16 protein-coding genes are annotated in these 12,504 nt (G+C 63.0%); 5 read left to right on the top strand and 11 right to left on the bottom strand.

Annotation, left to right across the window (positions count from 1 at the left end):
- Positions 1-121: 121 nt before the first annotated feature.
- The 9 genes from JQ609_RS16220 to soxC all read right to left on the bottom strand — a co-directional run bounded on the left by JQ609_RS16220 (position 122) and on the right by soxC (position 6,747).
- Positions 122-553 (bottom strand): hypothetical protein, encoded by a 432-nt coding sequence (locus JQ609_RS16220; protein WP_249128072.1) that lies wholly within the window; start codon positions 551-553, stop codon positions 122-124.
- A 26-nt stretch (positions 554-579) separates the two neighbouring features.
- Positions 580-2,322 carry a thiosulfohydrolase SoxB gene (soxB, locus tag JQ609_RS16225; RefSeq protein ID WP_212274156.1) on the bottom strand — a complete coding sequence of 581 codons (1,743 nt, stop codon included), beginning with the start codon at positions 2,320-2,322 and terminating at the stop codon, positions 580-582.
- A 28-nt stretch (positions 2,323-2,350) separates the two neighbouring features.
- Positions 2,351-2,659 (bottom strand): hypothetical protein, encoded by a 309-nt coding sequence (locus JQ609_RS16230; RefSeq protein ID WP_212274157.1) that lies wholly within the window; start codon positions 2,657-2,659, stop codon positions 2,351-2,353.
- Positions 2,656-3,519, bottom strand: a complete 864-nt coding sequence (soxA, locus tag JQ609_RS16235; RefSeq protein ID WP_212274158.1) for a sulfur oxidation c-type cytochrome SoxA — start codon at positions 3,517-3,519, stop codon at positions 2,656-2,658. Before soxA ends, JQ609_RS16230 begins: the two co-directional genes overlap by 4 nt.
- Positions 3,516-3,827: a thiosulfate oxidation carrier complex protein SoxZ gene (gene soxZ / locus JQ609_RS16240; RefSeq protein ID WP_212001821.1), complete on the bottom strand. Its 312-nt coding sequence runs from the start codon at positions 3,825-3,827 to the stop codon at positions 3,516-3,518. The genes soxA and soxZ overlap by 4 nt, the downstream gene beginning before the upstream one ends.
- Before the next feature lie 27 nt (positions 3,828-3,854).
- Positions 3,855-4,361, bottom strand: a complete 507-nt coding sequence (gene soxY / locus JQ609_RS16245; protein ID WP_212274159.1) for a thiosulfate oxidation carrier protein SoxY — start codon at positions 4,359-4,361, stop codon at positions 3,855-3,857.
- A gap of 27 nt (positions 4,362-4,388) precedes the next feature.
- Positions 4,389-4,721 (bottom strand): sulfur oxidation c-type cytochrome SoxX, encoded by a 333-nt coding sequence (soxX, locus tag JQ609_RS16250; protein ID WP_409411180.1) that lies wholly within the window; start codon positions 4,719-4,721, stop codon positions 4,389-4,391.
- A gap of 87 nt (positions 4,722-4,808) precedes the next feature.
- Complete coding sequence (locus JQ609_RS16255; RefSeq protein WP_249128074.1) at positions 4,809-5,441, bottom strand: c-type cytochrome; 633 nt, start codon at positions 5,439-5,441, stop codon at positions 4,809-4,811.
- Positions 5,442-5,466: 25 nt separating this feature from the next.
- Positions 5,467-6,747 (bottom strand): sulfite dehydrogenase, encoded by a 1,281-nt coding sequence (gene soxC / locus JQ609_RS16260; RefSeq protein ID WP_409410606.1) that lies wholly within the window; start codon positions 6,745-6,747, stop codon positions 5,467-5,469.
- 208 nt (positions 6,748-6,955) lie between these two features.
- Here soxC and JQ609_RS16265 point away from each other — a divergent pair, with 208 nt between their 5' ends.
- The 5 genes from JQ609_RS16265 to JQ609_RS16285 all read left to right on the top strand — a co-directional run bounded on the left by JQ609_RS16265 (position 6,956) and on the right by JQ609_RS16285 (position 11,184).
- Entirely contained in the window at positions 6,956-7,291 is a 336-nt protein-coding gene (locus JQ609_RS16265; protein WP_212033593.1) for a helix-turn-helix transcriptional regulator, read from the top strand.
- A gap of 9 nt (positions 7,292-7,300) precedes the next feature.
- The gene (locus JQ609_RS16270) at positions 7,301-7,996 is read left to right on the top strand and encodes a DUF938 domain-containing protein (RefSeq protein WP_212208900.1); all 696 of its coding nucleotides are present in this window, start codon (positions 7,301-7,303) and stop codon (positions 7,994-7,996) included.
- A 112-nt stretch (positions 7,997-8,108) separates the two neighbouring features.
- Positions 8,109-9,353, top strand: coding sequence for an MFS transporter (locus tag JQ609_RS16275; RefSeq protein WP_212208899.1), 1,245 nt, complete (start codon positions 8,109-8,111; stop codon positions 9,351-9,353).
- A gap of 24 nt (positions 9,354-9,377) precedes the next feature.
- Positions 9,378-9,737 carry a nuclear transport factor 2 family protein gene (locus JQ609_RS16280; protein WP_212274161.1) on the top strand — a complete coding sequence of 120 codons (360 nt, stop codon included), beginning with the start codon at positions 9,378-9,380 and terminating at the stop codon, positions 9,735-9,737.
- Between the two features lie 202 nt (positions 9,738-9,939).
- Entirely contained in the window at positions 9,940-11,184 is a 1,245-nt protein-coding gene (locus JQ609_RS16285) for an MFS transporter (RefSeq protein WP_212208897.1), read from the top strand.
- Positions 11,185-11,259: 75 nt separating this feature from the next.
- On the opposite strand, the gene JQ609_RS16290 is transcribed toward JQ609_RS16285, so the two are convergent.
- Together JQ609_RS16290 and JQ609_RS16295 are read right to left on the bottom strand one after the other, a co-directional pair.
- Positions 11,260-11,754: a VOC family protein gene (locus JQ609_RS16290; protein WP_212274162.1), complete on the bottom strand. Its 495-nt coding sequence runs from the start codon at positions 11,752-11,754 to the stop codon at positions 11,260-11,262.
- A gap of 92 nt (positions 11,755-11,846) precedes the next feature.
- A complete protein-coding gene (locus tag JQ609_RS16295) occupies positions 11,847-12,392 on the bottom strand; it encodes a carboxymuconolactone decarboxylase family protein (protein WP_212208895.1) in 546 nt (181 codons plus the stop codon).
- Between the last annotated feature and the right edge of the window lie 112 nt (positions 12,393-12,504).

Genomic DNA, 12,504 nt, shown 5'->3' on the forward strand with positions numbered 1-12,504 from the left:
GATCGCTGCCGCGTTCTCTACTTCTCGCGGAGGATATTATTCTATTTCGTCGCGCCTCTCAAACGGCTTTCGTCTCTCCGACATGGCTTTTTCGGGGTAATCTTGCTGATCAAAGGCCCGATCACGGTCTCACCAGCGTATATCCGTTCTCGGTCAGGAACAGAATCTGCGCGACGCCGACCTGAACCGGTGTCGCCGCCGCGATGAACTCCGGCCGTTTGCCGCGTTCGCGTTCGAGCGTGTCGACGGTGTTGAGGCAGATATCGAACCGCGCACCCTGGGCGACCAGGCTCTCGACCATCCTGCGGTTGGGATTTTCCGGACGCAGCAGTTCGATGCCCGGGCCGAACGCGACGATTTCGATCGCGACCTTATCGGGGTCGTAGTGCTTCATCAGATTGCTGGCGACGCTGAGCACGAGGCCCTGCTTGCGCGGGTCATTGTCCGAAAGCTGCAGCACGATCTTGTGCTCGGCAAACGGCTTGTCCTGCAGCGGCGCCTGTTGGGCGTGCACGACCGGTGCGGTCGCTGCGATCAACAGCGCTGCGGTCATGATGCGCAGGGTGGTGGTAAGGCCTGTCATGCCTGTTTCGAAATGCCCGGATTGCCTTCGACGCCCTTCAGCGTCACGCCCGGGGCCGATCGGTTGGGCGGCTTGCCTGACTTCAGATGCTTCGCCACCACGTCCCACACCGGCGTGCCGGTCTGTTCGTTGACCGAAGCCCATCCCGCCACCTTGTAGCTCTTGGCGGCTTGCAGCGGGTTGCCATTGTCGAGCGTCAGTTCGGAGATCCGCTTGCCGACGCCTTCCGCCGGCGTGCAGGCATAGGAAAGGCCACCAAGGCGGACCATGTCGCCGCCTTGCTGGTAGTAGGGATCGGTGTTGAAGAGGTTGTCGCAGACGTCCTCGAGCACGTCCTTGATCTGGGCGCCGGTCATGGTCGCGACGTAGGTTTCGGGATAGGTGACCGCGGTTTGCGCCAGCACGTCTTCCATGGTCAGCGGCTGGCCCGCCAGCGTCGTGGTGCCCCAGCGGAAACCCGGCGACAGCGCGATTTCGGTGTCGAGTTCGCCGCGCAGCGCGTCGCAGATCAACTGATCCATGCTGCCGCTGAAATTGCCGCGGCGGTAGAGCAGGCGATCGGCGGAAGCGATCTTGTCGACCCAGTCGCCCGCATGCGGCGCGCGGGTCTTGTCGATCAGCCCCTGCATCGCCGGATCCGGCTTCAGCAGTTCGGAGAACACCGGCAGCAGCCGGTAGCGCACGTTCGCGACCTTGCCCTTGCCGATGTCGAGATCGAGCACGGCCAGGAACTTGCCGTTCGAGCCGGCATTGGTTACCAGCGTGACGCCGCCCGGATTGGTCACCGCAATCGGCTGCGGCACCGCGTCGTGGGTGTGGCCACCCAGAATGACGTCGATGCCGGTGACGCGGCTGCCGAGCTTGAGATCGACGTCCATGCCGTTATGCGACAGCAAAATGACCGCATCGACCTTGTCGTTGTTGCGCAAGCCATCGACCAGCTTCTGCAACTCCTCGTCGCGGATGCCGAACTTCCAGTCCGGCGTGAAGCGCTTGGGGTGCGCGATCGGCACGTAAGGAAAAGCCTGTCCGATCACGGCAACCCGACGGCCACCGATCTCTTTGATCGTGGCCGGTTTGAACACGCGGCCCGATGCCGGATCGAACGCCTTGGCGTCGTTGAAGGCGGCTTCCTCGGTCAGGAAAACGTTCTGCGCCAGGAACTCGCCCTTGAAGCGCTCGAGATTGCTGCGCAGCGTCTTCTCGCCATAGGTGAATTCCCAGTGGCCGGTCATCGCGTCGATGCCGAGCAGGTTCGAGGCGTCGACCATGTCGGCGCCCTGCATGACGTTGGCAAGGCCGGTGCCCTGCCAGAGATCGCCGCCGTCGAGCAGCAGCGAGCGGCCGGCGCCGACATCGCCGCGCAGGCGGTCGACCAGCGTCTTCAGATGCGCGAAGCCACCGAGCTTGCCGAACCGTTGCGCGCCTTTTTCGAATTCAATGCAGGTAAAGGCATAGGCATCGGCGCTGTCGGGCCGGATGCCGAAGCGGTCGAGAAAAGCTTTGCCGACCAGGTGCGGCGGATTGCCCTGCATCGAGCCGATGCCGAGATTGACACTGGGCTCGCGGAAAAACACCGGCTTGAGCTGCGCATGGGTGTCCGTGATGTGCAGGATGCGCGCATTGCCGAAGCGCTCGAGGTCGTAGACGCTGTCGGCGCTGTGCGCGAGGCGAGGCAGGCTGCCTGCGAGGGTAGCCGCGCCTGCTAGCGTCAGAAAATCCCGGCGGCGGATCGGCATACTAATCTCCGCGCGTCGCAAAACGCTCTCAACGAATTTCCAAATCTCTCCAGCGTTCCTTTTCGCTGGTCGCCTGGAAGATCGAAGCTTTCGCCAGCGCTTCCGCTTCTTTGGCTGACGCGGTGGCCTTGTCGAAATCGCCGCCGTCGGCGAACTTCTTGGCCACCGCCAGCGTTGACGCCGTCGTGGTCCATTGATTGCGCAAGGAAGCCGCCTGCTTGTTGGCAGCTTCCGCGGCGGCGTAGGCGGCCTTGTAGTCGTCCTCGCCCGCGGCCAGCGCCGATGTCGCACCTAGCAGCAGCACCGCGGCGATCGAGGTGAGTGTCGTGATCCTCATGGCCGCGCTCCCGGACCTGATATCGGCAGCCCGTTGCTGACATAGGACAGGTAGTATTCGACGTTGCGGTATTCATCGTCCTGCGGCGTCAGCGGCACGCCGCGGATCTGGCTGTTGCAGGTGGTGAAGCGCCGGCTGGTCGTGCCCATGCCGTTCCATTCGGAGCGATAGATCGGCATCGCGTTGACAATGCCGAGCGCCGGCGCCAGCACTTCGGTGCGGACCCGCTCGCCCGGGCTCTGCACATGGCAGGTGGCGCAGGAGAAATTGAGCTGGCCGCGCCGCGTGTAGAAATATTCCTTGCCGTTTTCATAGGCCGCCAGCGCGCGCGGGTCGTTCGGAACCTTGATGTTGAACGGCTTGCCGCGCGAAGTGAAGGCCATGTAGGCGGTCAGCGCCGCCATCTCGTCGCGTACATAGGAGAACGCCGGCTCGCCATTGGCTTCGCGGCAACGATTCAGCGCCAGCTCCAGCGTGATGACCTTGCCTTCTTTCTCGTCGAAGGTGGGATAGTCCTGGCGGATGCCGATGCCTTTATTCGGGAAGCAGTCGCCATAGGTCTTGCCGTTCTTGAACGGCTTGGAAAACATCTCCTTGCCCAGTTCGAGCGAGAACTCGTAGGGCGGGAACTGTTCCTTGTCCTGCCATTGCTTGTACAGGTCCGCGTCCATCGAATAGGGACCGTTGACGAAATCCTCCGGCTTCAGCTTGGGGAATTTGTCGTAGAAGAATTTCTTGAACGCTTTCTCGTCGGCGACCGGATCGACCTTGTCGGCGGAGACCGCGGGCGGTGCGGCGAACGCCAGCAGGGCCAGCGCGAAGGCCGCCGCAGCGAACTGTATCCTGGTTCGCAGCTTCATTGAATCTTCGCCGTGGTGGTGTCGGTGGCGCCCTTGTTGTCGACCCAGCTCACTTTCAGCTCGTCGCCCTTCTTGCCGCCCTTGAAGGCGAACTTGACGTAGGGGTCCTTGGAGACGCCGCCGCCCCAATCGGCAACGAATACCGGCTTGCCGTTATATTCGAAGGTCAATTGCTGGATGAAATGCGGCGGAATGAGCTCGCCCTTGGAATCCTTGATGAAGCCGGAATCCATCGGATGCTGGATCAACGCCTGCACTTCGGTGGTTTCGCCTGACGAGGTGGCGCGCACGCGAATGGTCGATGCCATTTTTTCGATCCTTCGACTATCTGTGTCTTAGCCGCCGCAGCCGCCGACGGTGACTTTGACTTCCTTGGTGGCGCTGTAGAGCTTGCCGCCGGCTTCGACGACGACGATCACGTTGCTGGTCTTCGCCATCTTGATGCGGTTGGCAACGTTCGGCATCGTGCCGGCCGGAATCTTGTAGGAGGCCACCAGGGCGACCGGGTTTTCAGCCACCAGGAACGAGATCGAGGTCACGTCGGCCAGCGTCGTCGAAACCGATACCGGCACCACCGCGCCGTTCTCGGCGATCTCGGGCGCGTCCATCTTTACCTTGTCGGAAGCTTCTGCCGTCCTGCCATAGAGCGATTTGATCGCGTCGGCTTCGGTCTTCTGCTTGAACGCCTCTTCCGGATATTTGTCGTTGGCGGCCGCGAATGCCGGCGCGAGGCCAAAGGGAAGATTGCCAAAAGAACTGCCAAGCCCGACCAGCGCCACCGCGCCCGCGCCTTGCAGGATCAGGCGCCGCGTGGCGGAAAATCCATTGTCAGTATTTGTCATCCGAAAGTTCTCCTGAAAGGCGCGCCGTCACAATGTTTGCAGGAAATCCACGACCGCGCTGATTTCCCTGTCGGTCAAAATTCGGTTCCGTCCGAACGGAGGCATCACAGTCAGCGGATTGCGCTTGGTTTCGTCGTAGATAATGGCGACGAGCTCGTCGCGGTTGGGGTATTTGCTCTTGATGTCGACCAGTTCCGGCCCGATCGTACCGGGATACTGACCGCCTTTGATGGCGTGGCAGGTCAGGCAATTGCCCTTGCTGCGGTCGAACGCCAGTTTCTGGCCTTCCGCCGCCGCGGACTGGGCAGCAGCGGGACCAGCGGCCGCGCCCATGGATAGCGCCAGCACCATCGCCGCCATCAGGCCAAGCTTGTTTAGAGGTGTGTTGCTCAAGGACGTTTCCCGTAATTCCTGTTCAGCTTGCCAATTCTACTTTGCTTGCCGATCCTACCTTGCCTGCATCGTGTCGAGTGGCCCCGTCGTACGTGGCGTCAGGTTCTTGCCTTCCGCCGTGGACACGATTTTGACGCTGGCAGGGTCAACGCACGCGCTCATGCACGGTTTCGCTGCCGTATCGGGCCTCGGATCGGTCCAGAGGAAATTGTCGCGATTGGGCATTTTGACTTTCGGCAAGCTTTCCCGGTCGGCGACAAATTCACTGGGGACGAGGTCGTTCAGGTTCAGAATATAGGCGGTCAAAGCATAAACGTCATCGGCTGACAATGTGTGCGGTGCGGCCATCGGCATGGCGCGGTTAATGTAGTCCCACAGGGTCGGCGCAAACGGCCAGTAGCTGCCGATCGTCAGCTCCGGCCGGTCGTCCCTGAGCGTCCCGGCGCCCCCGACGAGCTTGGGAAACCGGCCCTCGCCTTCGCCGAAAGTTCCATGACAGGCCGCGCATTGCTCGGCATAGACCTCCGCGCCCCTGATCACGCCGCCGCGGCCCGCGGGCAGGCCCACACCATCCTCGCCGCGCGCATCGATATCCCAGCCGGCGATCTGCTCGGGCGTCGCCCGCTCGCCATAGCCGTAATATCCGGGCTCGGCGCCGTAAGCGAAGGTGCCGGCCGCGACGATCATGCCGGCGCAAAGCAGCGCGAGGTGCTTAACCGAGCTGGACATCGAACACGCTCCCGTCGCCCTTCACCTGCCAGGTCTGGATCGAATTGTTGTGGTAGACCGAATTGGTTCCGCGCTGCTTGCGCAGCTGCGCGATGGTCGGCTGCACATAGCCGGTTTCGTCGATGACGCGGGATTCCAGCAGCGCCGGCGCGCCGTCCCAACGCCAGGGGATGGTGAATTTCGTCAGCGCCTTCGACAGCACCGGCTCATGCAGCCGCGCGCTCTGCCAATTGATGCCGCCGTCGGTCGAGACGTCGACGCGCTTGACCTTGCCGTTGCCGGTCCACGCCAATCCCCTGATCTCATAGAGGCCGGGACCCGAGAGCGGCTTTTCGGGGCAGGGGAAGGTGATGACGGATTTGGCGTCGATCAGCCAGGTGAAGCCGCGCGAGGTGCCGTCCGGCATCAGGTCGGTATATTTCGAGGTCTCTTCGCGCGAATGCCAGGGTTTGTCGCCGAGCTTGATCCGGCGCAGCCATTTGATGCTGACATTGCCTTCCCAGCCCGGCACCACCAACCGCAGCGGATAACCCTGTTCGGGCCGCAGCGCCTCGCCGTTCTGCGCGTACACCACGAGGCAATCGTCGAGGCATTTGTCGAGCGGCAGGCTGCGGTTCATGTGCGCGCCGTCGGCGCCCTCGACCATGACCCACTTGGCTTCCTTCTTGATGCCGACCTCTTCCAGCAGGGTCGACAGCCGCACCCCGGTCCATTCCGCGCAGGAGATCATGCCGTGATTGAACTGCAGCGAGTTCAACTGCGCGGCGCGCCACTCCATGCCGCCATTGGCCGGGCATTCGATGAAATGGATCCGCGTAACCTGCGGGAAACGGACGATGTCCTTCATCGAGAGCAGCAGCGGGCGCTCGACCAGGCCGTGGATCATGAGCTTGTGCTGCTCAGGATCGACGTCCGGCCGGCCGGCGTGATAGCGCTCGAAAAACAGGCCGTTCGGCGTGATGATGCCGTGCAGGTCCTGCAGCGGCGAAAAGCTGATCGAGGATTCGGTGCCGGCGGTGAGCCAGGGCACGTTGCGCCTGATGACGCCGGCCTCGGTGTCGGCGGGCCGGCCATAGGGACGGTCGACCACGCCGGGCCCGATCGATTGCGACCAAGGCGCGTCCGCCGGCGGGGAAGCCGGCGAGGGCTCTGCATTTCCCTGTTTTGGACCGAGCGCCAAGCCGCCGGTCAGCGCGGCGCCGAGGCCGAGCAGGGAGCGCCGGCCGAGCCGCGTGTGCGCGCCCGTGCTCGACAGTAGAGATATGCTGCGCCAGAGATCAGGCCGCACGTTTCATTCCCCTTGCCGCCACTTGGCCGCATCTTTTGTTGCTTTTTCGCGGGTTTATCGTCGTTCACTAATTTAGTCAATGCTAAATAACCATGGGCGCGATAAACTGGTACACCGCGCCTTGTCGGCGCTGATTTCGATCCGGATAAAGGCGATGAGAGCAGAAGCGGCAACAACCAACAAGATGCCCATCGGTAACGGCGCCGAGGACGAGGCGTCCCTGAAGAAGCTGGCGAAACAGGCCGGTGAGGCCGCGCAATTGCTCAAATTGCTCGGTCACGAAAAGAGGCTGCTGGTTCTCTGCTTTCTCGCGGTGCGCGGCGAGATGACGGTCGGTGAACTCGTCGGCGTCGCCAAGCTCAGTCAGTCGGCGCTGTCGCAGCATCTGGCAAAATTGCGTGCCGACGGCCTGGTCGAATTCCGGCGTGCCTCGCAGACGCTGCATTACCGCGTCGTCGACCAGCGCGCCCTGCGCGTCCTGCAGCTCCTGAAGGAAATCTATTGCGGAGACTTGAAGTGAGATTTTGCGGTGGCTGAGTTTGTGGTGGAGTTTGGCAAGGATGGCCGTCCGATTGAGGCCGACGGCCGGCTGGACGCGGCCGCATTCCATCGCAACCATGCGCCGATCTGGGCGGTGCTGCAGAAATTCCTCGCCGGCAAGTCCGGCGACGTGCTGGAGGCCGGCAGCGGCACCGGCCAGCATGTGGTGCATTTCGCCCGTCATACGCCCGACATCACCTGGTGGCCGAGCGATTTCAACGAGGCGCACCTGAACAGTATTGCGGCGTGGCGCGCGCATGCGGGCCTGCCGAACATCCGTCCTGCGATGCGGATTGATCTCAGTGATCCCGCATGGTCGCCTGCGATGCAGGACGGCAGCGGGCCTTCCGAATTGCTGGCGGTGTTCTGCGCCAATGTGATTCACATCGCGCCCTGGCGCGTCGCGGAAGGATTGTTCGCCGGCGCGGCGCGTTACTTGCGCAACGACGGCCAGCTGTTTCTCTATGGGCCCTTCAAGCGCGACGGCAAGCACACCGCGCTCAGCAATGCCGTCTTCGACACCAGCCTGCGCGATCGCGACGCCGAATGGGGCGTGCGCGATATTGAAGATGTCAGCCGATTGGCTGAAGGCGTCGGGCTTGCATTGATCGAAACCGTACCGATGCCGGCGAATAATTTGATTCTGGTGTTCGAGCGATCAATGAAGGGTGAGCCCAGCGCATAGCGCGCGCCCGTTTGCGTCGGTTGATCGCACGTCTGCACGTCTCCATAGTACCGCAAATCAAACAAGCCAATGAATTGCGGCTCCCGCCGGGGCCTGCCGGGCGGGAATGCCGATGCTGGATGCCACTGCCACCGCAGAGATCGTCGATGACGCGCGGGCGCGCGCCAATGTGCTGCGGCTCGCCGCGGCGCAGGCGCTGACCGGCGCCAACTCGGCGGTGATCTTCGCCACCGGTTCGATCGTCGGCGCGACGCTGGCGCCCGACATCTCGTTCGCGACCGTGCCGCTCTCGATGTATGTGCTGGGCCTTGCCGCCGGCACGCTGCCGACCGGTATGATTTCGCGCGCTTACGGCCGCCGCATCGCCTTCATCATCGGCACCGGCTGCGGCGTGCTCACCGGTCTGATCGGCGCGCTCGCGATCCTGCAGGGCGCGTTCTGGCTGTTCTGTTGCGCGACCTTCTTTGGCGGACTCTACGGCGCGGTGTCGCAATCCTATCGCTTTGCCGCCGCCGACGGCGCCAGCGTCGCGTTCCGCCCGAAGGCGGTGTCGTGGGTGATGGCGGGCGGCGTGTTCGCCGGCGTGCTCGGTCCGCAGCTCGTGCAATGGACCATGGATATCTGGCCGCCTTATCTGTTCGCCTTCAGCTTTCTGATGCAGGCTTTCGTCGCTTTGGTCGCGATGGCGGTTTTGTCCGGCGTCGATGCGCCAAAACCTGCGGCGGCGGACATGCATGGCGGCCGGCCGCTGTTCGAGATCGCGCGGCAGCCGCGATTCATTGCGGCGGCGCTGTGCGGCGTAATTGCCTATCCCATGATGAATCTGGTGATGACATCAGCGCCGCTCGCGATGAAGATGTGTGGGCTCACCGTCAGCGATTCCAATTTTGGTATCCAGTGGCACATCGTGGCGATGTATGGGCCGAGCTTCTTCACGGGCTCGCTGATCGCACGCTTCGGCGCGCCGCGTATCGTCGCGCTCGGCCTGTCGCTGGAGGCCGCCGCCGCGTTGATCGGATTGTCCGGGATATCGGCGATGCATTTCTGGGCCTGCCTGATCGTGCTCGGCGTCGGCTGGAACTTTGCATTTATCGGCGCGTCCGCACTGGTGCTGGAGACGCACCGGCCGCAGGAGCGCAACAAGGTGCAGGCCTTCAACGATTTCCTGGTGTTCGGGATGATGGCGATCGGCTCGTTCTCGTCAGGCCAGTTGCTGGCGCATTACGGCTGGTCGATGGTCAACATGGTGGTGTTCCCGCCGGTGCTGCTCGGGCTCGCGGTGCTGTCGCTCGCATCATTCGCGCGGCGGCGGGCGAAGCTGCGGGAAGTTGACGAACTTGCCGGCCCCACTATCTAGTAGCAATCCTGATCTGGAGGCCTCATGCCCTCACGCGCGCGTCTTGACGAATTCATCGCCGTCGTCGTTTCCGGCGACCATGCCGGCGCGATCGAGCGCTATTACACCGAAGACGCCACCATGCAGGAGAACTCAGCGCCGCCGCGCGTCGGCCGCGACGTGCTGGTGGGGCAGGAGCGCGCGACGCTGGAGCGGGTGTCGAGCGTTGTCACGACCTGCGTTTCCTCGGTCCTCGAGGGCGATCGTGTCGCGATCCACTGGATCTTCGATTTCACCTATCCGTCCGGCGCGGCGATGCGGATCGACGAAGTCGCGATGCAGGAATGGCGCGGCGACCGGATCTTTCGCGAGCGGTTCTTCTATGAGCCGTCGAAGAAGGCCTGATGACAGCTGCTGACATTTCGGCGGCGGTCGAATTATTGCTCTTGTGATTCTGCTATTAGTTGTTGTCATGGCCGGGCAGAAGCGCGAAACGCGTCTTCGCGCTAGATGACTCGGCCATCCACGCGCTTCGTGGCCGCTAGCAAGAAAGACGTGGATGCCCGGCACAAGGCCGGGCGTGACGGTGCAAGAACAAAGAACAAGAATGCTAAAAGGCCCCATTCACACCGCTATCGACGAAACCTCGCTCCGCTATGACGGCTGGCGGATTGTGCTCGTCTGTTTCCTGCTCGCGACCTTCGGCTGGGGGCTCGGCTTTTACGGCCAGAGCGTCTATGTCGCCGAGTTGCAGCGGCTGCACGGCTGGCCGGCGTCGCTGATTTCGCTCGGCACGACGTTCTTCTATTTGTCCGGCGCGGCGCTGGTGGCCTTCGTCAGCGAGGCGATCAGGGCGTTCGGTCCCCGCAACTGCATGATCGCCGGCATCGGCACGATGGCCATTGCCGCTGTTACCATCGGCCAGGTGCGCGAACCCTGGCAGCTCTATCTCGCCAACGCTTTTCTCGCCTTCGGCTGGGCCGGCACCAGCCTCGGCATGATCACCAACACGCTGGGCCTCTGGTTCGACAAGAAGCGCGGCATGGCGATCAGCCTGGCGCTGAACGGCGCCAGCTTCGGCGGTATCGCCGGCGTGCCGCTGCTGGTACTGGCGATCGGCTATTTCGGTTTCCCGGGCGCGATGATTGCCGCTGCGGTCGTGATGGTCGCGCTGATGGTACCGGTCATTTTGCTTTACGTCGGGCGGCCGCCGGACCATGCGAGCGCAAACGGGGGCGCGGTGATCGCCGCGGACGCGCCGTCGCCGATCCAGATTCGCGCGCGGGCATTTCGCGATATCGGATTTCTGACGGTATCGTCGGCCTTCGCGCTGGTGCTGTTCGCGCAGGTCGGCTTCATCGTGCATCTGATCGCGTTTCTGGATTCGGTGATCGGGCGCGAGCGCGCCGCCATCGCGGTCGCGCTATTGACCGCCATGGCGGTGGTCGGCCGCGTGCTGTTTTCGTTCGTGATCGACCAGATGAACCAGCGGCTGGCGTCCGCGCTCTCGTTCGTCAGCCAGGCCGTGGCGCTAGGGATCGTCATCAACGTGCACAATGACTACGCGCTGATGGCGGCCTGCGCGCTGTTCGGATTTTCGGTCGGCAATCTGATCACGCTGCCGGCGCTGATCGTGCAGCGCGAATTCGATCCGCGCTCGTTCGGCGTGCTGGTCAGCCTGATCACCGCGATCAACCAGATCACTTATGCCTTCGGGCCCGGCGTGGTCGGCCTGCTGCGAGACATGTCGGGCAGCTATTCGCTGCCGTTCTACGGCTGCATCGGTCTGGAGTTGATTGCGGCGGTGCTGATCATGATTCGTGGGAAGACGGCGTCATTGCGAGGAGCGTAGCGACGAAGCAATCCATAGCGCCGCGGGCGGAGCGATGGATTGCTTCGCTTCGCTCGCAATGACGGTGGGACACGACTACGCCTCCCGCGCCCGCAACAGATCCTCGAGATCCAGCCGCTTCGTGAACATCGACAGCGAACCGTCGGCGGCGCGCGGCCATTCTTCCTTGGGCCGGTCCCGGTAAAGTTCGACGCCGTTCTCATCAGGGTCGCGCAGATAGAGCGCCTCGCTGACGCCGTGGTCGCTGGCGCCGTCGAGCGCAATGCCGGCCTGCATCACGCGATGCAGCGCGTCCGCCAGCGCCGGGCGCGTGGGGTAGAGGATCGCGGTGTGGAACAGCCCGGTGGTGCCCGGCGGCGGCGGATGGCCACCTTTGCTTTCCCAGGTGTTGAGGCCGATGTGATGATGATAGCCGCCGGCCGAGATGAACGCCGCGGCCGAGCCCATCCGCTGCATGATCTCAAAGCCGAGCACGCCGCAGTAAAACCCCAGCGCGCGTTCGAGATCGGCGACTTTCAGGTGAACATGCCCGATCCGTGTGCCTGATATGATAGGCGTGTTGTCGGGCATGTCGATGCCTCCATTTGCCTTGCCGAGATTTTAAAGTAGGGAGAATCCGGGAGACGGGTACTGGCAATTCAGAAACCATGCGTTTCCAAATCTTATGCCAAGTCCGAAACTTCTCCATCCGGCAGTCCGAACTCAAACGTATTCAGCGTCATCGACACCATCGTGTAATAGCCGCACAGGCCGATGACCTCTGTCACGCCGCGCACCGTTAGCAATTCCACCGCCGCGTCATACAACGGCTTGGAGACGCCGTGCCCCTCATGCAATGACTTGGCGACGTCGTAGATCATCTGGCCCTTGGGGTCGTCGAAGGTGGGCGTGCGGCGGTCGCGGATGTCGTCGATGATCTTGGGGTCCATGCCGCCTTTCAGCGCCAGGCGCTTATGCGCGTACCATTCGTAATGCGAGGTCCAGTGCCGCGCGGTGACGAGGATCGCGATCTCGGAAAGCTTTGCCGGAAAGATCGTGTTGAAACGGAGTTGCTCGCCGAGCCGCGTAGCATGCTTGGCCATCTGCGGGCTGTTGAGCCAGGCCATCATCGGCGCCGGCGGCGCGCCGCGCTTGCCGGCAATCGACTCGTCGTAGGTCTCTTTTTGGTCGGGGCTCATTTCGCCAGGCGAAAGCAACTTCAGCCGCATGTCGGTTTCCTCTTGTTTTTCAATCGTTGCCGCCCCTGCGATACACCCGATCCCGGCGCGTGACTACGGCAGTCCGCGCATGGTGCGGCGCAGAGAGATGTTGAATTCCGCG

The sequence above is a fragment of the Bradyrhizobium sp. AUGA SZCCT0169 genome, from assembly GCF_018130085.1.
Classification (GTDB): Bacteria; Pseudomonadota; Alphaproteobacteria; order Rhizobiales; family Xanthobacteraceae; genus Bradyrhizobium.